This window comes from Pseudomonas sp. LS.1a (assembly GCF_022533585.1).
In the GTDB taxonomy this organism is placed as follows: domain Bacteria; phylum Pseudomonadota; class Gammaproteobacteria; order Pseudomonadales; family Pseudomonadaceae; genus Aquipseudomonas.
Genome location: NZ_CP092827.1, coordinates 3947429 through 3970205 on the forward strand (window position 1 = coordinate 3947429; position 22777 = coordinate 3970205).

20 protein-coding genes are annotated in these 22777 nt (G+C 61.4%); 2 read left to right on the forward strand and 18 right to left on the reverse strand.

Features of this window, described 5'->3' with window-relative positions; translation table 11 throughout:
* Positions 1 to 295: 295 nt before the first annotated feature.
* From sucD to sdhC, 9 genes are all read right to left on the reverse strand, one after another.
* Positions 296 to 1180, reverse strand: coding sequence for a succinate--CoA ligase subunit alpha (gene sucD / locus MKK04_RS18340; protein ID WP_004376004.1), 885 nt, complete (start codon positions 1178 to 1180; stop codon positions 296 to 298).
* Complete coding sequence (gene sucC / locus MKK04_RS18345; protein WP_003254205.1) at positions 1180 to 2346, reverse strand: ADP-forming succinate--CoA ligase subunit beta; 1167 nt, start codon at positions 2344 to 2346, stop codon at positions 1180 to 1182. Before sucC ends, sucD begins: the two co-directional genes overlap by 1 nt.
* Positions 2347 to 2518: 172 nt before the next feature.
* Positions 2519 to 3955, reverse strand: a complete 1437-nt coding sequence (lpdA, locus tag MKK04_RS18350; protein ID WP_013973439.1) for a dihydrolipoyl dehydrogenase — start codon at positions 3953 to 3955, stop codon at positions 2519 to 2521.
* A 93-nt stretch (positions 3956 to 4048) separates the two neighbouring features.
* Entirely contained in the window at positions 4049 to 5269 is a 1221-nt protein-coding gene (gene odhB / locus MKK04_RS18355) for a 2-oxoglutarate dehydrogenase complex dihydrolipoyllysine-residue succinyltransferase (RefSeq protein WP_063912716.1), read from the reverse strand.
* A 42-nt stretch (positions 5270 to 5311) separates the two neighbouring features.
* A complete protein-coding gene (locus tag MKK04_RS18360; protein WP_063912717.1) occupies positions 5312 to 8143 on the reverse strand; it encodes a 2-oxoglutarate dehydrogenase E1 component in 2832 nt (943 codons plus the stop codon).
* A 245-nt stretch (positions 8144 to 8388) separates the two neighbouring features.
* A complete protein-coding gene (locus tag MKK04_RS18365; protein WP_063912718.1) occupies positions 8389 to 9093 on the reverse strand; it encodes a succinate dehydrogenase iron-sulfur subunit in 705 nt (234 codons plus the stop codon).
* An 11-nt stretch (positions 9094 to 9104) separates the two neighbouring features.
* A complete protein-coding gene (gene sdhA, locus MKK04_RS18370; protein WP_063912719.1) occupies positions 9105 to 10877 on the reverse strand; it encodes a succinate dehydrogenase flavoprotein subunit in 1773 nt (590 codons plus the stop codon).
* 3 nt (positions 10878 to 10880) lie between these two features.
* A complete protein-coding gene (sdhD, locus tag MKK04_RS18375) occupies positions 10881 to 11249 on the reverse strand; it encodes a succinate dehydrogenase, hydrophobic membrane anchor protein (RefSeq protein ID WP_003254214.1) in 369 nt (122 codons plus the stop codon).
* Positions 11243 to 11629: a succinate dehydrogenase, cytochrome b556 subunit gene (gene sdhC, locus MKK04_RS18380; RefSeq protein ID WP_012315350.1), complete on the reverse strand. Its 387-nt coding sequence runs from the start codon at positions 11627 to 11629 to the stop codon at positions 11243 to 11245. The genes sdhD and sdhC overlap by 7 nt, the downstream gene beginning before the upstream one ends.
* A 352-nt stretch (positions 11630 to 11981) precedes the next feature.
* On the opposite strand from sdhC, the gene gltA reads away from it, so the two are divergent.
* Positions 11982 to 13271 (forward strand): citrate synthase, encoded by a 1290-nt coding sequence (gene gltA / locus MKK04_RS18385; RefSeq protein ID WP_013973445.1) that lies wholly within the window; start codon positions 11982 to 11984, stop codon positions 13269 to 13271.
* 175 nt (positions 13272 to 13446) lie between these two features.
* On the opposite strand, the gene MKK04_RS18390 is transcribed toward gltA, so the two are convergent.
* The 9 genes from MKK04_RS18390 to MKK04_RS18430 all read right to left on the reverse strand — a co-directional run bounded on the left by MKK04_RS18390 (position 13447) and on the right by MKK04_RS18430 (position 20530).
* A complete protein-coding gene (locus MKK04_RS18390) occupies positions 13447 to 14052 on the reverse strand; it encodes an START domain-containing protein (RefSeq protein ID WP_207830098.1) in 606 nt (201 codons plus the stop codon).
* Positions 14053 to 14085: 33 nt separating this feature from the next.
* Positions 14086 to 14340, reverse strand: coding sequence for a YkgJ family cysteine cluster protein (locus tag MKK04_RS18395; protein WP_046615097.1), 255 nt, complete (start codon positions 14338 to 14340; stop codon positions 14086 to 14088).
* Positions 14341 to 14470: 130 nt separating this feature from the next.
* On the reverse strand, positions 14471 to 14962 hold the full coding sequence (locus tag MKK04_RS18400; protein ID WP_241105866.1) for a hypothetical protein: 492 nt from the start codon (positions 14960 to 14962) through the stop codon (positions 14471 to 14473).
* Between the two features lie 63 nt (positions 14963 to 15025).
* Positions 15026 to 16468: an aminotransferase-like domain-containing protein gene (locus MKK04_RS18405; protein WP_063912722.1), complete on the reverse strand. Its 1443-nt coding sequence runs from the start codon at positions 16466 to 16468 to the stop codon at positions 15026 to 15028.
* 200 nt (positions 16469 to 16668) lie between these two features.
* Complete coding sequence (locus tag MKK04_RS18410) at positions 16669 to 17481, reverse strand: OmpA family protein (protein ID WP_207830094.1); 813 nt, start codon at positions 17479 to 17481, stop codon at positions 16669 to 16671.
* Positions 17478 to 17831, reverse strand: a complete 354-nt coding sequence (locus tag MKK04_RS18415) for a DUF4398 domain-containing protein (RefSeq protein ID WP_063912724.1) — start codon at positions 17829 to 17831, stop codon at positions 17478 to 17480. Before MKK04_RS18415 ends, MKK04_RS18410 begins: the two co-directional genes overlap by 4 nt.
* A 9-nt stretch (positions 17832 to 17840) precedes the next feature.
* Entirely contained in the window at positions 17841 to 18662 is an 822-nt protein-coding gene (locus tag MKK04_RS18420; protein WP_207830092.1) for a substrate-binding periplasmic protein, read from the reverse strand.
* A 188-nt stretch (positions 18663 to 18850) separates the two neighbouring features.
* A complete protein-coding gene (locus tag MKK04_RS18425) occupies positions 18851 to 19780 on the reverse strand; it encodes an electron transfer flavoprotein subunit alpha/FixB family protein (protein WP_013973453.1) in 930 nt (309 codons plus the stop codon).
* Positions 19781 to 20530 (reverse strand): electron transfer flavoprotein subunit beta/FixA family protein, encoded by a 750-nt coding sequence (locus MKK04_RS18430; protein WP_207830090.1) that lies wholly within the window; start codon positions 20528 to 20530, stop codon positions 19781 to 19783. It abuts the gene before it with no gap.
* Positions 20531 to 21068: 538 nt separating this feature from the next.
* Here MKK04_RS18430 and MKK04_RS18435 point away from each other — a divergent pair.
* Positions 21069 to 22751 (forward strand): electron transfer flavoprotein-ubiquinone oxidoreductase, encoded by a 1683-nt coding sequence (locus MKK04_RS18435; protein WP_272493135.1) that lies wholly within the window; start codon positions 21069 to 21071, stop codon positions 22749 to 22751.
* The last annotated feature ends 26 nt before the right edge of the window (positions 22752 to 22777 follow it).

The window sequence follows — 22777 nt, forward strand, 5'->3', positions numbered from 1 at the left end:
TCCGATGTGCGTATCTGTTTGTCGTCTGTGCAACCGGGACAGGGGGGATTATCCTCGCATTGAAACTTTCGTCTGCGTGAAAAACCCTATCAAACCCATCGAAAAATCCTTGCTGACTGTACTGGCCTCTTCGCGGGTTAACCCGCTCCCACAGGTACTTCACAATGCTCAAGGTTAGTGATTTCCGGTGGGAGCGGGTTTACCCGCGAAGGGGCCGGCCCAGGAATACCCAAACCCCGGAAACGACAAAGGCCACCCGAAGGTGGCCTCTGTGCGCGTGGGGGGTGTAGCAGTATTACTTCTTGACTTCCCAGCCAGTCAGCTCGGCCAGGGCCTTGCCGATGTCAGCCAGGGAACGCACGGTCTTCACACCAGCGTCCTGCAGGGCGGCGAACTTCTCGTCCGCAGTGCCCTTGCCGCCGGAGATGATGGCGCCAGCGTGGCCCATGCGCTTGCCCGCAGGTGCAGTAACACCAGCGATGTAGGAAACGACAGGCTTGGTGACGTTGGCCTTGATGTAGGCCGCGGCTTCTTCTTCAGCCGAACCGCCGATCTCACCGATCATGACGATCGCTTCGGTCTTCGGGTCTTCCTGGAACAGCTTCAGGATGTCGATGAAGTTGGAGCCCGGGATCGGGTCACCGCCGATGCCGACGCAGGTCGACTGGCCGAAACCGGCGTCGGTGGTCTGCTTCACAGCTTCGTAGGTCAGGGTGCCGGAACGCGAAACGATACCGACTTTGCCTGGCAGGTGGATGTGGCCTGGCATGATGCCGATCTTGCACTCGCCCGGGGTGATGACACCTGGGCAGTTAGGGCCGATCAGGGTCACGCCCAGCTCGTCGCACTTGACCTTGGCATCCAGCATGTCCAGGGTAGGAATGCCTTCGGTGATGCACACGATCAGCTTGATGCCGCCGAAGGCAGCTTCCAGGATCGAGTCCTTGCAGAAAGGAGCCGGAACGTAGATGACCGAAGCGTCAGCGCCGGTAGCTTCTACAGCTTCTTTCACAGTGTTGAACACTGGCAGGCCCAGGTGGGTGGTGCCACCCTTGCCTGGGGTTACACCGCCGACCATCTTGGTGCCGTAGGCGATGGCCTGTTCGGAGTGGAAAGTACCCTGCGAGCCGGTGAAGCCCTGGCAGATGACTTTGGTGTCTTTATTGATCAGGACGCTCATTACTTGCCCTCCGCAGCTTTGACAACTTGTTGAGCAGCGTCGGTCAGGCTGGTTGCCGCAATGATGTTCAAACCGCTTTCTGCCAGTACTTTAGCGCCCAGTTCGGCGTTGTTGCCTTCAAGGCGAACGACGACCGGAACTTTGACGCCGACTTCTTTCACTGCACCGATGATGCCTTCGGCAATCATGTCGCAGCGAACGATGCCGCCGAAGATGTTGACCAGTACGGCCGCGACATTGCTGTCGGACAGAATGATCTTGAACGCTTCGGTAACGCGCTCTTTGGTAGCACCACCGCCAACGTCGAGGAAGTTGGCCGGCTTGCCGCCGTGCAGGTTGACGATGTCCATGGTACCCATGGCCAGGCCGGCACCGTTGACCATGCAGCCGATGTTGCCTTCGAGGGCAACGTAGTTCAGTTCGAACTTGGCAGCGTGGGCTTCACGGGCGTCGTCCTGCGACGGGTCGTGGAAGGTTTTCAGCTTCGGCTGACGGTACATGGCGTTGGCGTCGATGTTGATCTTGGCATCGAGGCAGTGCAGGTCGCCGTCGGCCTTGATCACCAGCGGGTTCACTTCCAGCAGGGCCAGATCGTGATCCTTGAACAGCTTGGCCAGACCCACGAAGATCTTGGCGAACTGTTGAACTTGCTTGCCTTCCAGGCCCAGCTGGAATGCCAGCTCGCGACCCTGGAACGGCTGAGCGCCGACCAGCGGGTCGATGGTGGCCTTGAGGATCTTCTCAGGCGTTTCGTGAGCGACTTTCTCGATGTCCACGCCACCTTCGGTGGAGGCCATGAACACGATACGGCGGCTCGAACGATCGACTACAGCGCCCAGGTACAGCTCTTTGGCGATGTCAGTGCAGGATTCGACCAGAATCTTGGAGACGGGTTGACCGTTGGCATCGGTCTGGTAGGTAACCAGATTCTTGCCCAACCACTGTGCAGCGAACGCCTTGGCGTCTTCTTTGCTGCGAACCAGCTTGACACCGCCCGCTTTACCGCGACCACCGGCGTGAACCTGGGCTTTTACCACCCACTCGTTCCCGCCGATCTTGTCGCAGGCTTCTGCAGCTTGCTCAGGGGTATCGACAGCGAAACCCTTGGAAACTGGCAGGCCGTACTCAGCGAACAGCTGCTTACCCTGATACTCGTGAAGATTCATGCTTTTTACCGTCTTCGTTAGGTACTGCGCTTCGGCGCTGCGCCATCACTGGCGCCGCACCACCTGTGACCGTTGACCCCGGGTTTTCCCGTGTGATCCGGTCCGGCGGACTTTCCGCGGTGAGTCATGCACGCAAGACTCACGACGGGCAGCCCGCCGTGGTTTCTTATAATTAACGCTTCTTACGGTTGGCCACGTGAATGGCGCCGCCATTCACTGCCAGCGCTGCTTCATGCAACGCTTCGGACAGGGTCGGATGGCTGAAGACCATCATGCCCAGATCCTCGGCACTGGTGCCGAATTCCATTGCGATTGCGCCCTGCTGCACCAGTTCGGCAGCCGATGGGCCAATCACGTGTACACCCAGGACGCGGTCGGTCTTGGCATCGGCGATGACCTTGACGAAACCACCGGTGTCGTTGGCAGCCATCGCACGGCCGCTGGCCGCGAACGGGAAGGTGCCCACGTTAACCTCAACGCCCTCGGCCTTCAAGGCCTGTTCGGTCTTGCCGACCCACGCGATTTCCGGGTGGGTGTAGATGACCGACGGGATCAGGTCGTAGTTCATCTGGGCCTTGTGGCCCTTGATGCGCTCGACCACCATGATGCCCTCTTCCGAAGCCTTGTGGGCCAGCATCATGCCGCGCACCACGTCACCGATGGCGTAGACGCCCGGCACGCTGGTAGCGCAGTAGTCGTCGACGAAGATGTAGCCACGCTCGTCGATGGTCACGCCGCTGTCGGCAGCCAGCAGGTCAGTGGTCACCGGGCGACGGCCGACCGCGACGATCAGCTTGTCGAAGGTGATCTTCTGCTCGCCGTTGGCGTCGGTGTAGGTCACTTCGACTTCGTTGCCGTTGACTTTCGAGCCGGTGACGCGCGCGCCCAGCTTGATGTCCAGGCCTTGCTTGGTCAGGGTCTTCTGGGCTTCTTTCGACACTGCGGTGTCGGCAGCCATCAGGAAGGTGTCCAGGGCTTCCAGAACGGTGACTTCAGCACCCAGGCGAGCCCATACCGAGCCCAGTTCCAGGCCGATCACGCCAGCACCGATAACACCCAGGCGCTTCGGCACGGCCTGGAATTCCAGGGCGCCGGTGGAGTCGACGATGACGTTCTGGTCGACCGGAGCCGGCGGAATGTCGATCGGACGCGAGCCGGAAGCCAGAATCACGTTCTCGGCTTCGATGACTTCGGTGGTGCCGTCAGCCTTGGTCACTTCGACTTTCTTGCCTGCCAGCAGCTTGCCGTGGCCCTGGATCGAAGTTACGCCGTTGGCCTTGAACAGGGTGGCAACGCCACCGGTCAGGTTCTTGACGATGCCAGCCTTGCGGCCAACCATCGCGGCGACGTCCATCTTCACTTCGCCAGTGGAGATACCGTGGACGTTGAAGCTCTCTTTGGCTTCCTTGTACTTCCAGGAGCTGTCCAGCAGCGCCTTGGAAGGAATGCAACCTACGTTCAGGCAGGTGCCGCCCAGGGCCAGTTTGCCCTCGGCGTCGGTGTACTTCTCGATACAGGCAGTCTTCAGACCAAGTTGTGCGGCCTTGATGGCAGCCACATAGCCGCCAGGACCTGCACCAATCACCACTACGTCGAATTTCTGGGTCATAAAAGATTCCTTATCAGCTACAAGCTACAAGCCGCGGACCGCGCGGCATGGCTTCCTGCGAAGCCAGGGCCGGCACGGTACGCAGCCAGAGGGTTAGATGTCCAGCAGCAGGCGAGACGGATCTTCCAGCAGGTTCTTGATGGTGACCAGGAAGGTTACCGCTTCCTTGCCGTCGATCAGGCGGTGATCGTACGACAGCGCCAGGTACATCATCGGGCGAATCACTACCTGGCCATTGATGGCCATCGGGCGCTGGATGATGTTGTGCATGCCGAGAATAGCGGCCTGCGGCGGGTTGACGATCGGGGTCGACATCATCGAACCGAAGGTACCACCGTTGGTGATGGTGAAGGTGCCGCCGGTCATCTCTTCAATGGCCAGCTTGCCGTCACGGGCCTTCTTGCCGAAGGTGGCGATGCCGTTCTCGATTTCAGCCAGGCTCATCGACTCGGCGTTACGCAGTACCGGTACCACCAGGCCACGGTCGCTGGACACGGCAACGCCGACGTCGGCGTAGCCGTGGTAGACGATGTCGTTGCCGTCGATCGAGGCGTTGACAGCCGGGAAGCGCTTCAGGGCTTCGGTGGCAGCCTTGACGAAGAACGACATGAAGCCCAGGCGTACGCCGTTGTGGGTCTTCTCGAACAGGTCCTTGTACTTCGAACGCAGGGCCATGACTTCGGTCATGTCGACTTCGTTGAAGGTGGTCAGCATGGCCATGCTCGACTGGGCTTCGACCAGACGCTCGGCGATCTTGGCACGCAGGCGGGTCATCGGCACACGCTTCTCGGTGCGGTCGCCAGCGGCAACCACAACCGGGGCAGCAGCGGCAGCAGCGGCAGGCTTGGCAGCCGCAGCAGGCGCCGACTTCTTGTTGGCGACGGCAGCGACGACGTCTTCCTTGGTGATGCGACCACCTTTGCCAGTGCCGGCAACGGTAGCCAGGTCGATGCCGTTCTCTTCAGCCAGCTTGCGCGCGGCCGGGGCGGCAACCGGGTCGTCTTCGCCAGCGTCGGCAGCAGCGGCAGCCGGGGCAGCAGCGGCCGGGGCGGCAGCTGGTGCAGCGGCGGCAGCACCGCCTTCAACGATCGAACCCAGCACTTCGTCGGACAGGACGGTGTCGCCCTCGCCCTTGACGATGGCGCCCAGCACGCCATCGGCGGTGGCCAGCACTTCCAGGACGACCTTGTCGGTCTCGATGTCGACGATCAGCTCGTCACGCTTGACGGCATCGCCCGGCTGTTTGTGCCAGGTGGCAACGGTGCCATCGGCAACCGATTCCGGGAAGGTTGGGGCTTTGATCTCGATAGCCATTATCTGTGTTTCCTTAAATTCGGTTTCAGGTGCGCGAAGGCATTAAACAGTGAAGGCATCTTGCAGCAGTTTTTCCTGCTGCTCGGCGTGCTTCGATGCGTAACCACAGGCTGGCGCGGCGGAAGCGTCGCGGCCGGCGTACTCCAGGACCAGTGCCTTGTTGAGGCGGCCCAGGATACGGCGCATGTGGTGCTGGCTGCTGTACCAGGCGCCCTGGTTCATCGGCTCTTCCTGACACCAGACCGCATGCTTGAGGTTGGTGTAAGGCGCCAGGATTTCGACCAGGTCGTCCTCAGGGAACGGATACAGCTGCTCGATACGCACGATGGCGATGTCTTCGCGGCCTTCGGCACGGCGTTTTTCCAGCAGGTCGTAGTAAACCTTGCCGCCGCACAGGACCAGGCGCTCGACCTTGGCCGGATCGAGGCTGTCGATTTCCGGGATGACGGTCTGGAACGAACCTTCTGCCAGGTCTTCCAGGGTCGAGATGGCCAGCTTGTGGCGCAGCAGCGACTTCGGCGTCAGGACGATCAGCGGCTTGCGCAGCGGACGGATGACCTGGCGACGCAGCAGGTGGTAGATCTGGGCCGGGGTGGTCGGTACGCAGACCTGGATGTTGTGCTCGGCGCACAGCTGCAGGTAACGCTCCAGGCGCGCGGAGGAGTGCTCCGGGCCCTGCCCTTCATAACCGTGTGGCAGCAGCATGGTCAGACCGCACAGACGGCCCCACTTGTGCTCGCCGCTGGTGATGAACTGGTCGATCACCACTTGCGCACCGTTGGCGAAGTCACCGAACTGGGCTTCCCAGATCACCAGCGCGTTCGGCGTGGTGGTCGAGTAGCCGTATTCGAAGGCCAGTACCGCTTCTTCCGACAGGAAGGAGTCGTACAGTTCGAATTGCGGCTGGCCCGGGAACAGGTTCTTCAGCGGTACGTAGGTGCTGGCGTCCTTCTGGTTGTGCAGCACCGCGTGACGGTGCGAGAAGGTGCCACGGCCGATGTCCTGACCGGTCATGCGGATCGGGTGACCTTCGAACTGCAGGGTGGCGTAGGCCATGGTCTCTGCATAACCCCAGTTGATCGGCAAGCCACCGGCCTGCATCTTCTGGCGATCTTCGTAGATCTTGGCGACCTGGCGCTGGACGACGAAGCCTTCCGGGATCTCCAGCAGCTTGGCCGACAGTTCCTGCAGGGTCTTGAGGTCGAAGCGGGTGTCGTGACGCGCGGTCCAGGCATGGCCCAGGTACGGACGCCAGTCGACGAACAGCTCACGGTTCGGCTCCTTGACCAGGCTCTTCACCACGTGCAGGCCGTTGTCCAGCGCGCTGCGGTATTCGTCGATCTTGGCCTGGGCGCGCTCGGCATCGATGCGGCCGGCCTGGATCAGTGCCTCGGCGTACAATTCACGCGTCGTGCGCTGCTTGCTGATCTGCTGGTACATCAGAGGCTGGGTGCCGTTCGGCTCGTCGGCCTCGTTGTGGCCGCGGCGGCGGTAGCAGACCAGGTCGATGACCACGTCACGCTTGAACTGCATGCGGTAGTCGATGGCCAGCTGGGTCACGAACAGCACGGCTTCCGGGTCGTCGCCGTTCACGTGCAGGATCGGCGCCTGGATCATCTTGGCAACGTCGGTGGCGTACTCGGTGGAGCGCGCGTCCAGCGGGTTGCTGATGGTGAAACCAACCTGGTTGTTGATCACGATGTGCACGGTGCCGCCGGTCTTGAAACCGCGGGTCTGCGACATCTGGAAGGTTTCCATGACCACGCCCTGGCCGGCGAACGCTGCGTCGCCGTGGATCGAGATCGGCAGCACCTTGTCGCCAACGGTGTCGTTGCGGCGGTCCTGACGGGCGCGCACCGAACCCTCGACCACTGGCGAGACGATTTCCAGGTGGGACGGGTTGAACGCCATGGCCAGGTGCACTTCGCCGCCCGGGGTCATCACGTTCGAGGAGAAGCCCTGGTGATACTTCACGTCACCGGAGCCCAGCTCGTTCATCTTCTTGCCTTCGAACTCGTCGAACAGCTCGCGCGGGTTCTTGCCGAAGGTGTTGACCAGAACGTTCAGACGGCCACGGTGGGCCATGCCGATCACGACTTCCTTGGTGCCGTAGGAACCGGAACGCTGGATCATCTCGTCCAGCATCGGGATCAGGCTTTCGCCGCCCTCGAGGCCGAAACGCTTGGTGCCCGGGTACTTGGTGCCCAGGTATTTCTCAAGGCCTTCACCGGCGGTTACGCGCTCGAGCAAATGGGCCTGCACGTCAGCGGAAAACTCCGGACGGCCGCGCACGCTTTCCAGGCGCTGCTGGAACCAGCTGCGCTGCTCGGAATCGACGATGTGGGTGAACTCGGCGCCAATGGTGCGACAATATGTCTTCTGGAGCGCCTCGAAGATCTCGCGTAGGCTCGCCTCCTCTTTGCCGATGAACAGGTCGCCGGCACGGAAGGTCGTATCAAGATCGGCATTGGTCAAGCCGTAGTGATTGATCGACAGGTCTACGGGCGCAGGACGCTGCCACAACCCCAACGGGTCGAGCTTGGCAGCCTGATGGCCGCGCATACGATAGGCCTGGATCAGTCGCAGAACTTCAACCTGCTTCTTCTCGTGTTCACTGCTCACGCTCCCGGCGGATACCGGTTGGGCGCGGCGCTGGTTCTTTGCCAGCAGTACGAAATGGTCGCGGATTGTCGAGTGCGATACATCGGTAGCGGTGCTGCCGTCGGCGGGCAACTTCTGGAAGTAGGTGCGCCACTCTTCTGGCACAGCGTTAGGGTCGTGCAGGTAGAGCTCATAAAGCTCTTCCACATATGCAGCGTTACCACCTGAAAGGTGGGCGCTTTCCCACATGCGCTGCATCACGCTTTCTTGCATGCTTGGTCACCCTCGGTTAGGGGACTGATCGGCGAGAGCCACAGCAAACCTGGAAAAGTCCGAATACAGCGACTGAACCACGCCACTTGGATCCTGCTGATTTTCCGGGTACCAGCCCGGAAGCCCCTGCTGGTCTCATATCTTCATAGGTAATGAACGCAGGCTTTGTGGGCCCTTGTTCGGGTTTTACCGCAGTGCGGGCTCACCACCCGCACCTCGGCTTACTGCAGGTACAACACTTTGTATCAGGTACCGCTTTGCAGCAGCATGTTACGTACGTGGCCGATTGCCTTGGTCGGGTTCAGACCTTTCGGGCAAACGTTGACGCAGTTCATGATCCCGCGGCAGCGGAATACGCTGAACGGGTCATCCAGGGACGCCAGGCGCTCCTGGGTCTTGGTGTCACGGCTGTCGGCCAGGAAGCGATAGGCCTGTAGCAGTGCGGCGGGGCCCAGGAACTTGTCCGGGTTCCACCAGAACGATGGGCAGGAAGTCGAGCAGCAAGCGCACAGGATGCACTCGTACAGGCCGTCCAGCTTGTCGCGGTCTTCTGGCGACTGCAGGCGCTCGATGGCCGGCGCCGGGGTGTCGTTCTGCAGGTACGGCTTCACCTTCTCGTACTGCTTGTAGAAGATGCTCATGTCGACGACCAGGTCACGAATGACCGGCAGGCCCGGCAGCGGGCGCAGAACCAGCTTGTTGCCCTTCACCACCGCCGACAGCGGGGTGATGCAGGCCAGGCCGTTCTTGCCGTTCATGTTCATGCCGTCGGAACCGCAAACGCCTTCACGGCAGGAGCGACGGTACGAGAAACCTTCGTCCTTTTCCTTGATCAGCGCCAACACATCGAGAACCATCAGGTCCTTGCCGCCGGTATCGACGTCGAACGACTCCATTTTTGGCGCCGAGTCGGTGTCCGGGTTGTAACGATAAACTTCGACTTTCAACATAGCAGCCACCCTTAGTAAGTCCGGACTTTTGGTTCGAAGGCTGGAACAGTCTTCGGCGCAAAGTTGACGCCGCGCTTGGCAACGCGCTTCTCACCCGGGTAGTACAGGGTGTGGCACAGCCAGTTTTCGTCGTCACGGTCTTCGAAGTCTTCACGGGCGTGAGCGCCGCGGGACTCTTTACGGGCTTCGGCCGCGATGGCGGTAGCTTCGGCGACTTCCAGCAGGTTCTGCAGCTCCAGCGCTTCGATACGCGCAGTGTTGAAGGCCTGGGACTTGTCGTTGATCTTGACGTTGGCAATACGGTCACGCAGGCCGGCCAGCTGCTCGATACCCTTCTGCATGTATTCGCCAGTACGGAATACACCGAAGTAGTTCTGCATGCAGCTCTGCAGTTCGCGCTTGAGGCTGGCAACGTCTTCGCCAGTGGTACGCTCGTTGAGCTTGTTCAGGCGGTTCAGGGCAACATCGATATCGGTGTCGCTGGCGTCGCGGTATTCCACGCCGTCGGACAGCGATTTTTCCAGGTGCAGGCCAGCGGCACGACCGAATACCACCAGGTCGAGCAGCGAGTTGCCACCCAGACGGTTGGCACCGTGGACCGATACGCACGCCACTTCACCCACGGCGAACAGACCCGGGATGATGTGGTCCTTGCCTTCGGCGTCCATGGTGATGGCCTGGCCATGAATGTTGGTGGCAACGCCGCCCATCATGTAGTGGCAGGTCGGTACGACCGGAACCGGCGCGACCACCGGGTCGACGTGGGCGAAGGTCTTGGACAGTTCGCAGATACCTGGCAGGCGGCTGTGCAGCACTTCCTCGCCCAGGTGGTCCAGCTTCAGCAGTACGTGGTCCTTGTTCGGGCCCACGCCGTTGCCGGCGATGATTTCCTTGACCATGGAACGGGCAACCACGTCGCGGCCGGCCAGGTCTTTCGCGTTCGGCGCGTAACGCTCCATGAAGCGCTCGCCGTGGGCGTTGATCAGGTAGCCACCTTCACCGCGGCAACCTTCGGTAACCAGTACACCGGCGCCGGCGATGCCGGTCGGGTGGAACTGCCACATCTCGATGTCCTGCACCGGCACGCCTGCACGCAGCGCCATGCCGATACCGTCACCGGTGTTGATCAGGGCGTTGGTGGTGGAGGCGTAGATACGACCGGCACCGCCAGTGGCCAGAACGGTGGCCTTGGACTTGATGTACATGGTTTCGCCGGTTTCGATGCAGATCGCGATCACACCGACGAACGCGCCGTCCTGGTTCTTCACCAGGTCAACAGCGTAGTACTCGTTGAGGAAGGTAGTGCCGGCCTTCAGGTTGCCCTGGTACAGGGTGTGCAGCAGCGCGTGACCGGTACGGTCGGAAGCAGCACAGGTACGGGCGGCCTGGCCACCTTTACCGAAGTCCTTGGACTGGCCACCGAACGGACGCTGGTAGATGCGACCGGTTTCGGTACGCGAGAACGGCAGGCCCATGTGGTCCAGCTCGAAGACCGCAGCCGGGCCTTCCTGACACATGTATTCGATAGCGTCCTGGTCACCGATGTAGTCGGAGCCTTTGACGGTATCGTACATGTGCCAGCGCCAGTCGTCGTTCGGGTCGGCCGAAGCGATGGCGCAGGTGATGCCGCCCTGGGCGGATACAGTGTGCGAACGGGTCGGGAAGACCTTGGTGACCACGGCAGTCTTGTGACCGCCTTGAGCCAGCTGCAGCGCAGCGCGCATGCCGGCACCGCCGCCACCGATGATGATGGCGTCGAAGGAAATGGTTGGAATGCTAGCCATGGATCAGATACCCCAGAGAATCTGCACACCCCAGACGAAGTAAGCGAACATCGCAACGCCGCATACCGCCTGGAACAGGAAACGAATCGCAGTTGCCGACTTGCCGAACGACATTGGCGTCAGGTAGTCGGTTGCAATGGTCCACATGCCGACCCAGGCGTGAGCGCCCAGGGCAACGAGGGCCAGCAGACTGAAGATCCGCATCGCGTTGTTGGAGAACAGACCATGCCACTGGGTGTAGTCGATGCCTGGGTGGGCGACCACGTAGCCGATCAGGAAGAGGAAGTAAGCCGCGAGAACGACCGCAGAAACGCGCTGCGCCATCCAGTCATAGAGGCCCGAACGCGACAGGTTCGTGACATTGGTTACCATACCCAAACTCCCACCAGAACGATCAGCACCACGGAGATGACGATCACGATTTTCGAGCCCAGCTTGCCGCCTTCCAGCGTCTCACCGATACCCATGTCCATGATCAGGTGACGTACACCTGCCACGAGGTGATAAAGCAGGGCGGATAGCAGGCCCCAGGTCACGAATTTGGCCAGCGGGCTGGTCAGACACGCCTTCACCTCACCAAAGCCTTCCTCGGAACCCAGCGACTTGCCCAGTGCATAAAGCATGATGGCAAGGCCGAGGAACAGGATGACGCCGGAGATACGGTGCAGGATGGACGTGTACGCAGTGACGGGGAGCTTGATGGTCCTTAGGTCTAGGTTTACAGGTCGTTGGCTTTTCACGGCTTTTTTCACACTGAAGAGCCCCTAGCGAATCAGGGCAAAGTTGTTGGTAAGTGTACTGGTCAGGTACCCACCACCCAGGGAACGGCGACCCCCAGCAGTTCGGGCTTGCAAGCCCCTGGCGGTCGGGTTGCGAGTATAGACAGTTAGGCTGCTTATGACAACGTGAGGGGGTAGCCCAAATAGCGCATTGCCTTTAACGGACAAAAGGCGTAAATGGGCGAGAATTTCGTGAAAAATCAGGCCTCAATGCCTGTTTCAACAAGCCTTTAGGCAAATTGACATCTGAATTTATCCCTCTATAGTGGTGCGGGCCCTGCGTGGGGGGTCTGTCTGATGATTTCAAGCATTAATAGGAGGCCACATGGCTGACAAAAAAGCGCAGTTGGTCATCGAGGGCGCTGCCCCCGTCGAGCTGCCCATTTTAACCGGCACCGTTGGTCCTGATGTAATCGACGTCCGCGGGTTGGGGGCCACTGGTCACTTCACCTTCGACCCTGGTTTCATGGCGACTGCCTCGTGCGAGTCGAAGATCACCTACATTGACGGCGACAAAGGTATCCTGCTGCACCGCGGCTACCCGATCGAGCAGCTCGCTGAAAAATCCGACTACCTCGAAACCTGCTACCTGCTGCTCAACGGCGAACTGCCGAATGCCGAGCAGAAGGCCCAGTTCGTCAGCACCGTAAAGAACCACACCATGGTTCACGAGCAGCTGAAGTCCTTCTTCAACGGCTTCCGCCGCGACGCTCACCCGATGGCAGTGATGTGCGGCGTGGTCGGCGCCCTGTCGGCGTTCTATCACGACTCCCTGGACATCAATAACCCGCAACACCGCGAAATTTCCGCGGTGCGCCTGGTCGCCAAGATGCCGACCCTGGCCGCGATGGTTTACAAGTACTCCATGGGCCAGCCGATGATGTACCCGCGCAACGACCTGTCGTACGCGGAAAACTTCCTGCACATGATGTTCAATACCCCGTGCGAGATCAAACCGATCAGCCCGGTGCTGGCCAAGGCGATGGACCGGATCTTCATCCTCCACGCCGACCACGAGCAGAACGCCTCCACCTCCACCGTTCGTCTGGCCGGCTCGTCGGGTGCCAACCCGTTCGCCTGTATCGCCGCCGGTATCGCCGCACTGTGGGGCCCGGCCCACGGCGGTGCGAACGAAGCGGTCCTGACCATGCTCGATGAAATCGGCGATGTCTCGAACATCGACAAGTTCATCGCCAAGGCCAAGGACAAGAACGACCCGTTCAAGCTCATGGGCTTCGGTCACCGCGTGTACAAGAACCGCGACCCACGCGCCACCGTGATGAAGCAGACCTGCGACGAAGTCCTGCGCGAGCTGGGCATCAAGAACGACCCGCAGCTGGAACTGGCCATGCGCCTGGAAGAGATCGCCCTGACCGATCCGTACTTCATCGAGCGCTCGCTGTACCCGAACGTCGACTTCTACTCGGGGATCATCCTCAAGGCAATCGGCATTCCGACCAGCATGTTCACCGTGATCTTCGCCCTGGCACGTACCGTGGGCTGGATCTCGCACTGGAAAGAAATGCTCTCCAGCCCGTACAAGATCGGCCGCCCGCGCCAGCTGTACACCGGCGAGCAGAAGCGCGACATCGTTGCGCTGCAGGACCGCAAGTAAGCTTCCATAGCCGAACGCAAAAAGGCTGCCCTCGGGCAGCCTTTTTTATTCCTCCTGTGCCGACCTCTTCGCGGGTAAACCCGCTCCCACAGGGCCTTCACAGACCCGGAGGATTGTGAGAACCCTGTGGGAGCGGGTTTACCCGCGAAGAGGCCAGTACAGACAGTACAAAGCCTCAGTTTTTCTCAGCTCGTTCCCGCAACCCTTTCAGGGTATTGAACGGCGCATCCACCACGAACTTGTTGGCCACCATCGCTGGCACGCTACCACCTGGCTCGGTGTGTACCTGATAGGTCACCTCCGTGCTGTCGCCCTTGGGCACCAGTTTCCAGAAGCCTTCGACCTTCGCCACCCGCACAAAGCCCTTCTCTTCCGGGATGTAGGTCGGCTCTTCCTTCAGGTTGCGTACCAGGCTGCCATCAGCCTGCTTCACCGTGGTCACATGCAATACCGAGTCCCGCGGCGTCACCGGCCATGGCGTATTGAACTGGGTGTAGGTCCAGCTCTGGTCACCTTCATGCTTGAGCAGCTTCTGCGACTTGCACTCATGAATCCATTTGCAGGCACCTACCACGTCTTCCTGCAACGCCTGCACCTTGGCCAGCGGCGCCTTGATCACGGTGACGCCTTGATAGGCCTTGTACTTGGAACCGGCCACTTCACTGAGGGAAACCTTGATCCCCTCCTCGTCCTTGGCCACCTGCCAGTTTTCGGCCCAGGCCGCAGGCGACAGCAGAACACCCATGCCACACAGCAGAGCAATACGCTTGAACGATCTCATCATGTTTATCCTTGTTTTCGAAGATCCAGCCTGTCACGCCGCCGTCATCTGCTCCCACCAACCGAGAATCCTGATGGCCTCGTCACGGTCATTGCCGCACACCTCGACATCCGCCTTGAAACCGCCACACACCGCCGGTCGCTCGGGCTTGCCGAACAGGTCGCAGAGGTTGTCTACGGTCAGGTGCAGGCAGCGCTCGCCAGCCGGCTTGCCATTGGGCATGCGCGGCATCGCAGAGGTGATGGACGGGGCAATGCAGCAGGCACCACAGCCCTCACGGCAATTCATGGCTATTCACCAAAATCAGGACTCCCTGGAACAAAACGGGACGAACGCCCCTGGATAGTAACCGCTCAAACAGGCGTTTGAAATTGCTGGCACGATGAAATCTGCCATGACCCGGCAGTCAGTTCGCTGACTACTGGCGGTACTCGAAATCGATGGCCGCCCCTTCCACGTCGCGACGGCTGTCATTGCGCAGTTGCAGCTGCATTTCGTTGCTGATCAGCCGACCATTGAGCTGGAACGGGCTGTCATCGGCCTCTGGCTTTTCAGTGAACATGGGCGGCAGCAAAGGTTTACGTCGCTGGATCGGCGCAAGGCTGCCCACATTCGGCTCCAGGCTATTGACCATATCGGCAGGCAGGCTGAGGTCGAGCTTTGCCTTGGGCAACGGCTGGGCAACCTCTTTGCTCACGGGCTTGCGTGCCGGCCTGGCCTTGCTGTTGCCGGCTTTCCTGGCCGCCTGCTTGTGCGCTGGCTTGGCTGCGGCTTTCTGCACCGGCTTGGCTTTCTGCACCGGTTTGGCCGCCTGCGCCTGGCCTGCCGGCTGCGCAGCCTGGGTAGCACCAGCCAGAGTGCAGAGCGGTACAAGGCACAAGATCAGGGCAATACGGCGCAAAGCATTCATGGCAAATGGACAGGCTGGCAGGAAAAGTGCGTATGCTCCCTGTTCCGCAGGCGCGTGGCAAGCCTACAAAAGCGCGGCCGCTGGCTCCCGGCACAATTGCTGGGCCAGCAGGCCGAGAGTGATCACCGCGCGCTCGGCTTCCTTGTTCCAAGGTATACCGCAATTAAGGCGGATGCAGTGGTTGAATTGCTCGGTGTTACTGAAGATCAGCCCGGGCGCAATACTGATGCCCTGCTCCAGCGCGCGCACATGCAGCTCCTGGGTGTTGACCCGCCCGGGCAGGCTCACCCACAGGATGAAACCGCCCGTCGGCCGGGTCATCTGGGTACCCTCGGGGAAGTGCTGCTGCACCGCCAGCTGATAGGCACTGAGGTTCTTGCGGTACTCCTGGCGGATGTAACGCAGGTGCCGGTCGTAGCCGCCATTCTCCAGGTAGGCCGCCACACCCATCTGCGTCACGCTGCAGGCCGAGTGGGTGGTAAAGGTTTGCAGGCGCTGGATTTCGTCCCGATAGCGCCCGGCAATCATCCAGCCTACGCGTACACCGGGGGACAGGGTCTTGGAAAAACTCGAGCAATAGATCACCCGGTCCAGCCGGTCGAATGCCTTCAGCGCCTTGGTCTTGCCCTGCTCGAACATCAGCTCGCCATAGATGTCATCCTCGACGATCTGGATATCGAAGTCCGACGCCAGGCGCAGCAACTGCTTCTGTCGCTCCTCCGGGACGGTGCCGCCCAGCGGGTTGCTAAGGCGCGCAGTCAGCACCAGGGCCTTGATCGACCACTGATTGGCCGCCAGCTGCAAGGCTTCGAGGCTGATGCCGGTGGACGGGTCACTGGGGATCTCGATCACCTTCAGGCCCAGCAGGTCGGCCAGCTGCAACAGCCCGTAATAGGTGGGTGATTCGGCGGCAATCAAGTCGCCGGGACGGGTCAGCACGCGCAGTGACATCTGCAGCGCATCGACGCAGCCATGGGTCACGATCACTTCACGCGGGTCGACCAGCACGCCGGCATCACGCATGCGTATGGCGATCTGCCGGCGCAGCGGCTCGAAACCGGGGCTGAACATGTAGCTGAAGGCGCGTGGGCTGTGAAAGCGCGTCACCTTGGCGATCTGCTGGTGCAGGGCCCGGACCGGCAAGTAGTCGACGTGCGGCACCGCGGCGCCGAACGGGAACACGCCATCACGGCGAGCTTCGGTCAGTACCTGCTGGATGATACTGGCACGGGTGACCAGGCCGGGGCGCTCCACCCGGGCGATGTCCGGGGTCTGCGCAGTCAGGGCCGGGGTCTGGTGCACGTAGTAGCCGGACTGCGGCCGCGCACGGATCAGCCCCTGATCCTCGAGATTGGCATAGGCCTGCAGCACCGTGGCATGGCTGACATTGAGCTGGGCGCTCATCTTGCGCACGGAGGGTACCCGCTCGCCTGGCTGGTAGACACCGCGACGGATGTCATCGGCCAGTTGCTGGGCGATACGCTGGTACAGCAACAGGTTGGTCATGGCTTTATCTCGACGCGCGGACTGGCTCGTTATTCTTGTGTAGCTCACTGACAGTAGAGAATACCGTAACAGTTGCAAAGTGTACTGGGACAGATCGCAGGATAGTCAACAATACAGTTGCGTGACAGCTATAGAAACGATCAAGCCCGGCTAGCCCGACGAAAAGCCGGGGCTGCTTCGCAGCCCCCTTTTCACATGATTCAGCGCGCTGGCGCCAGCTTGCCCTTGTCATCGGAGAACACGATCTCCACGCGGCGGTTCTGCGCCCTGCCCCGCTCCGAGGCATTGGCCTCGATCGGGTACTGGTCGCCATACCCCTCGACCTGCAGGCGCTTTTCGTCAATCCCCAGGTCCACCAGCATGTCGGCCACGGCCTGCGCCCGATCACGGGACAGCTTCAGGTTGTCCTCCGCCGGGCCGGTGCTGTCGGTATAACCCTCGATTCGCACCACCCGGCGCGGGTTGAGCTGAAGGAACTGCACCAGCTTGAGCACGGTACGGCTGGCCGAGTTCTTCAGGTCGGCACGACCGGTGTCGAACAGCACGTCACCCAGGGTCATCACCAGGCCACGGTCGGTCTGCTCCGAGGCCAGCGCGGCAATCTGCGACTCGATCCACTTGCCCTGCTGCTGCACACTGGCCAGCTTGGCCTCGCGCAGGGCCAGCTGCAGGCGCTGGCGCTCCAGGTCGAGCTTGGCCTGGCGTTCCTGATTCAGCGCCAGCTTGGCATGCTCGCTGGCAATCTCGCTGTAACGCTGGCTCAGGTAAGCGTAATGGCGCACGTCGGCACCGGTGCCGATATAGCTGGACAGGCGCTCGGCGCGAGCCAGCGACTCGCCTGCGCGAATCACGTCACGCGGTGCGCTGCGCAGCACATCGGAATCATCCTTGACCTTCTGGAAGGCTGCGGTGGCTTCATCCAGCGCTGCGCTGCTGCGCTGGCTGGCGCAACCTTGAAGACCTGCCGACAGCGCCAGCACTGCCAGCGCAGCCAATGGCATGCGACGGATCATGGCTGCACCTCCAGCTGCTTGCGCAGGCGCTTGACCCGCGACTGCAGCAGTTGCAGCTGCTCTTCGCTCTTCTGGTTCAGCACCTGGGCCTCGGCCAGGCGCGCATCCAGCTCGGCCTGCTCGGCACGCATGCGCGCGTCGCGGTAGTCTTCGGTGAGCATATTGGTCTTGGCCCGGGCCAGCTTGTCTTCGGCCAGCTTGAGCGCTTCGACCTGTTCGGTGGCACCGACGGCCCTGGCCTGCTCCAGTGCCTGTTCGGAAATGCGCATCTGCTCGTTAGGGGCCGGATCGTTGGCGCAGCCAGCCAGGCCGAGCACGGCCAGGGCAAGGATTAGTGGTTGGGTTCTCACGCAATCTTCCTAGTGTTTGGGGGCGTCCGACGGCACCTGCAGCTGTGCTTTCCAGCGCTCGACATTACGTTGCAGCACGGCCTCGGACGCACCGGAGATCGGCAATTCTGTCAGTTTTTTTGCCAGTTGCCCACGCAACCAGCTGTCATTGCAGGCCGAGTTGTGCGACAGGGCCAGGTACAGGCCCGGCCGATCCACCGGCAGGCCGCGGGCGATCAGGTCATTGCTCATGCCCAGGCTCTGGACCATGGCCATGCCTGAATAGCGGCCAGCGAGCACATAATCCACCTGGCCGAGCACCAGTTTCTGGAACGCCTGGGTCAGGTTCTGTGCCGGCACCAGCTTCAGCTGGGCCTTGGCGAAAGCGGTAAAGGCCGGGGTCAGCCGCGCGCGCTCGGACAAGCTGCCCTGATACTGGGCCAGGTCCGCCGGGCCTTCGAAGACCAGTGTGGCGTCGTGGCGCGTCCACACCAGGTATTCGTTGAGCTGCAGGGGTGGGTGGAGGTAGTCCAACGCGGTCAGTTGCTCCACCTGCATGGGGGTGTCGAGCAGCAGGTCCATGCGCCCGCTACGCACTTCTTCCAGCGCCTGGTCACGACGGCCGGCGTTCAGCACCTCCACCTTCACGCCCAGCTCGCCAGCCACCTGGCGCAGCAGGTCGACGTTGGCGCCGATCAGGTGTTTCGGGTCGCTCGGGTCTTGCCATGAATAGGGCGGCGCATCGGGGCTACCGGTTGCCACCAGGCGTTCGCACTTGCCTGCCGCCATGACCAGCGGCGACACCAACAACGCCGTGCATGCCAGCACCCTGCCTGCTTTACGCAGCACCATTGCTCACTCCTTGTATTGCTTGGCCTGGCCCAATCGCCGGCAAGCCAGCTCCCACAGGCACAGCGCCGCCCTTGAGAACTGTACTGTACCTGTGGGAGCTGGCTTGCCGGTGATTGGGCCGGAACAGACCACAAAAAAACCCGGCCCCCTGTGCGAGGGCCGGGTTCTTTATAAGTGAAGCAGGCGGATCAGACCAGCTTTTCCAGCTCCGGAACCGCTTCGAACAGGTCAGCGACCAGGCCGTAGTCGGCTACCTGGAAGATCGGTGCTTCTTCGTCCTTGTTGATCGCCACGATCACCTTGGAGTCTTTCATGCCGGCCAGGTGCTGGATCGCGCCAGAGATGCCGACGGCGATGTACAGCTGCGGCGCAACGATCTTGCCGGTCTGGCCGACCTGCATGTCGTTCGGCACGAAGCCGGCGTCGACGGCGGCGCGCGAAGCACCGACGGCAGCACCGAGCTTGTCGGCCAGGCTGTACAGGTGCTTGAAGTTGTCACCGTTGCCCATGCCACGGCCGCCGGAAACGACGATCTTGGCAGCGGTCAGTTCTGGGCGGTCGGACTTGGCCAGCTCTTCGCCAACGAAGGCCGAGATGCCGGCGTTGTGGGCAGCGCCGACGGCCTCGATGGCAGCCGAACCACCTTCGGCGGCCACGGCGTCGAAGCCGGTGGTACGCACGGTGATGACCTTGATGGCCGCGCTCGATTGCACGGTGGCAATGGCGTTACCGGCATAGATCGGGCGCTTGAAGGTGTCGGCGGACTCGACCGAGATGATCTCGGAAATCTGGTCCACATCCAGCAGCGCAGCAACGCGCGGCAGGATGTTCTTGCCATTGGTGGTGGCCGGGGCCAGCACGTGGCTGTAGCCCTTGGCCAGCTCGACGATCAGCGGCGCAACGTTTTCCGGCAGGACATGGGCGTAGGCAGCATTATCGGCAACCAGCACCTTGGCCACGCCAGCGATCTTGGCAGCAGACTCGGCAACGCCGCCCACGTTCTGGCCAGCGACCAGCACGTGCACATCACCACCGATCTTGGCGGCAGCGGCAACAGTGTTCAGGGTGGCCGGGGCTACGGCACCGTTCTCGTATTCAGCGACAACCAGGATAGTCATTTAGATTACCTTCGCTTCGTTCTTCAGCTTCTCGACCAGTTCGGCCACCGATTTGACCTTGATACCCGCGCTGCGGGCAGCCGGGGCTTCAACTTTCACGGTCTTGTTGGTGGAGGCGAGGGAAACGCCCAGCGCGTCTGGAGTGACGGTCTCCAGCGGCTTCTTCTTGGCCTTCATGATGTTCGGCAGCGACGCGTAGCGCGGCTCGTTCAGGCGCAGGTCGGTGGTGACGATGGCTGGCAGGTTCAGCGCAACGGTCTGCAGGCCGCCATCGATTTCACGGGTGACGTTCAGCTTGTCGCCCGCCACTTCCACCTTGGAGGCGAAGGTGCCTTGTGCGTAGCCGGTCAGCGCAGCCAGCATCTGGCCGGTCTGGTTGTTGTCGCTGTCGATGGCCTGCTTGCCGAGAATGACCAGCTGCGGCTGCTCTTTGTCGACAACGGCTTTCAGCGCCTTGGCCACGGCCAGGGAGTTCAGTTCGTCAGCGGCCTCGACCAGGATGGCGCGGTCGGCACCCAGGGCCAGGGCGGTACGCAGCTGCTCCTGAGCAGTGGCCGGGCCGACGGAAACGACGACGATCTCGGTCGCAACGCCCTTTTCCTTCAGGCGTACGGCTTCTTCCACGGCGATTTCGCAGAAGGGGTTCATGGACATCTTGACGTTAGCAAGGTCGACGCCGGAGTTGTCCGCTTTGACACGAACCTTGACGTTGTAGTCGACCACTCGTTTGACAGCTACAAGAACCTTCATGGATTCCTCGTTACTCTCCGGTGAATAGATAGTCGCCTGGGGCTGAGCCCTGCGATGCGCGTGGGTACAAGGGCACCTCTAAAAACGTACCGGGAGGCGGTAACTTCACAGTGACCGAACAGTCTTGTCCGGACTCTTGCGACAAATACTCACGGGTCATTTTCTGTCGTGGCGTGTAAACTCCACTACAAACCGGCCCAAGGCCGCAAAACCCTGCTCCACACCTGGTCTTTAGAGGTGTACCTGCGCCCGGCTGCAAGCCTACGGCGAACGTAAAACCGCTCGTATCTTGACCGTAACACCCAATCCGGTCAATACGGCAAATCGGTCACCCTCCAGCCGCGCTCCTGTGATTTTACTGGCCTGCGGCAAATTCAAACAAACGTTTGTATTGGACCCGCCAAGTGGTGTAGATATAATGCGCGGCCAAGACAAAACGGTGTAGTCCGTCATTTGCCCAGCTACAGTTCCGCCGTTGCGTAGAACCGCTGCGAATGCCCCCGCGCACCCATAAGACAAAGCAACAGCACGAGCCTTGATGAGTAGGAGAGAACCAGTGGAACGCGAATACATGGAATTCGACGTGGTCATCGTCGGCGCCGGCCCGGCGGGCCTGTCCGCCGCCTGCCGCCTGAAGCAGAAGGCCGCCGAAACCGGTAGCGAAATCAGCGTCTGCGTGGTGGAAAAAGGCTCTGAAGTCGGCGCCCACATCCTCTCCGGCGCGGTGTTCGAACCCCGTGCCCTGAACGAGCTGTTCCCCGACTGGAAAGCGCTCGGCGCGCCGCTGAACACCGAAGTGAAGCGCGACGACATCTACGTGCTCAAGGATGCCGGCAGCTCGACCAAGGTGCCTGACCTGTTCGTGCCCAAGACCATGCACAACCAGGGCAACTACATCATTTCGCTGGGCAACCTGTGCCGCTGGCTGGCCCAGCAGGCCGAGAACCTGGGCGTGGAAATCTACCCGGGCTTCGCCGCCCAGGAAGCACTGTTCGACGACAACGGCGTGGTCCGCGGCATCGTCACCGGTGACCTCGGTGTCGACCGTGAAGGCAACCCGAAGGACGGCCTGTACACCCCGGGCATGGAACTGCGCGCCAAGTACACCCTGTTCGCCGAAGGCTGCCGTGGCCATATCGGCAAGCAACTGATCAAGCGCTTCAACCTTGACAGCGAGGCCGACGTCCAGCACTACGGCATCGGCCTGAAGGAAATCTGGGAAATCGACCCGGCCAAGCACGAGCAGGGCCTGGTGGTGCACACCGCTGGCTGGCCGCTGGACGTGATGGCCAAGGACAACACCGGTGGTTCGTTCCTCTATCACCTGGAAAACAACCAGGTAGTGGTCGGCCTGATCGTCGACCTGTCCTACGCCAACCCGTACCTGTCGCCGTTCGACGAGTTCCAGCGCCTGAAGCACCACCCGGTGATGAGCCAGTACCTCGAAGGCGGCAAGCGCATCAGCTACGGTGCCCGTGCCATCTGCAAGGGCGGCTTCAACTCGCTGCCGAAGATGGTATTCAACGGTGGCGCGTTGATCGGCTGTGACCTGGGCACCCTGAACTTCGCCAAGATCAAGGGCAGCCACACTGCGATGAAGTCTGGCATGCTGGCCGCCGAAGCAGTGGCTGACGCACTGATCGCCGGCAGCGAAGGCGGTGACCAGCTGAACGGCTACGTCAGTGCCTTCAAGGCCAGCTGGCTGTACGAAGAACTGTTCGCCAGCCGCAACTTCGGCCCGGCCATGCACAAGTTCGGCCCGCTGCTGGGCGCGGCGTTCAACTATGTGGACCAGAACTGGTTCGGCGGCAAGCTGCCGTTCACCCTGCACGACACCAAGCCGGACTACGCCTGCCTGAAGCTGGCGGCCGAGTCGCAGAAGATCGACTACCCGAAACCGGACGGCAAGCTCAGTTTCGACAAGCTCAGCTCGGTATTCCTCTCCAGCACCAACCACGAAGAGGAACAACCCTGCCACCTGAAGCTGACCGACCCGAACGTGCCGATCGCCAGCAACCTGCCGCTGTACGACGAGCCGGCCCAGCGCTACTGCCCGGCGGGCGTGTACGAAGTGGTCACCCAGGAAGACGGCAGCAAGCGCTTCCAGATCAACGCGCAGAACTGCGTGCACTGCAAGACCTGCGACATCAAGGACCCGGCCCAGAACATCACCTGGGTCACCCCTGAAGGCGCTGGCGGGCCGAACTACCCGAACATGTAAGGCCGCTGCTCTTGCGCTAACGAAAA

Excerpts from the sequence above, each read along its gene's own strand:
- MKK04_RS18430 (WP_207830090.1), bottom strand. The coding sequence starts at position 20,530 with ATGAAGGTTCTTGTAGCTGTCAAACGAGTGGTCGACTACAACGTCAAG.
- odhB (WP_063912716.1), bottom strand. The coding sequence starts at position 5,269 with ATGGCTATCGAGATCAAAGCCCCAACCTTCCCGGAATCGGTTGCCGAT.
- sucD (WP_004376004.1), bottom strand. The coding sequence starts at position 1,180 with ATGAGCGTCCTGATCAATAAAGACACCAAAGTCATCTGCCAGGGCTTC.
- lpdA (WP_013973439.1), bottom strand. The coding sequence starts at position 3,955 with ATGACCCAGAAATTCGACGTAGTGGTGATTGGTGCAGGTCCTGGCGGC.
- MKK04_RS18410 (WP_207830094.1), bottom strand. The coding sequence starts at position 17,481 with ATGATCCGTCGCATGCCATTGGCTGCGCTGGCAGTGCTGGCGCTGTCG.
- gltA (WP_013973445.1), top strand. The coding sequence starts at position 11,982 with ATGGCTGACAAAAAAGCGCAGTTGGTCATCGAGGGCGCTGCCCCCGTC.
- sucC (WP_003254205.1), bottom strand. The coding sequence starts at position 2,346 with ATGAATCTTCACGAGTATCAGGGTAAGCAGCTGTTCGCTGAGTACGGC.
- MKK04_RS18425 (WP_013973453.1), bottom strand. The coding sequence starts at position 19,780 with ATGACTATCCTGGTTGTCGCTGAATACGAGAACGGTGCCGTAGCCCCG.
- MKK04_RS18365 (WP_063912718.1), bottom strand. The coding sequence starts at position 9,093 with ATGTTGAAAGTCGAAGTTTATCGTTACAACCCGGACACCGACTCGGCG.
- MKK04_RS18405 (WP_063912722.1), bottom strand. The coding sequence starts at position 16,468 with ATGACCAACCTGTTGCTGTACCAGCGTATCGCCCAGCAACTGGCCGAT.
- MKK04_RS18395 (WP_046615097.1), bottom strand. The coding sequence starts at position 14,340 with ATGAATTGCCGTGAGGGCTGTGGTGCCTGCTGCATTGCCCCGTCCATC.
- MKK04_RS18360 (WP_063912717.1), bottom strand. The coding sequence starts at position 8,143 with ATGCAAGAAAGCGTGATGCAGCGCATGTGGGAAAGCGCCCACCTTTCA.
- MKK04_RS18420 (WP_207830092.1), bottom strand. The coding sequence starts at position 18,662 with ATGGTGCTGCGTAAAGCAGGCAGGGTGCTGGCATGCACGGCGTTGTTG.
- MKK04_RS18400 (WP_241105866.1), bottom strand. The coding sequence starts at position 14,962 with ATGAATGCTTTGCGCCGTATTGCCCTGATCTTGTGCCTTGTACCGCTC.
- MKK04_RS18435 (WP_272493135.1), top strand. The coding sequence starts at position 21,069 with ATGAGTAGGAGAGAACCAGTGGAACGCGAATACATGGAATTCGACGTG.
- sdhA (WP_063912719.1), bottom strand. The coding sequence starts at position 10,877 with ATGGCTAGCATTCCAACCATTTCCTTCGACGCCATCATCATCGGTGGC.
- MKK04_RS18390 (WP_207830098.1), bottom strand. The coding sequence starts at position 14,052 with ATGAGATCGTTCAAGCGTATTGCTCTGCTGTGTGGCATGGGTGTTCTG.
- sdhD (WP_003254214.1), bottom strand. The coding sequence starts at position 11,249 with ATGGTAACCAATGTCACGAACCTGTCGCGTTCGGGCCTCTATGACTGG.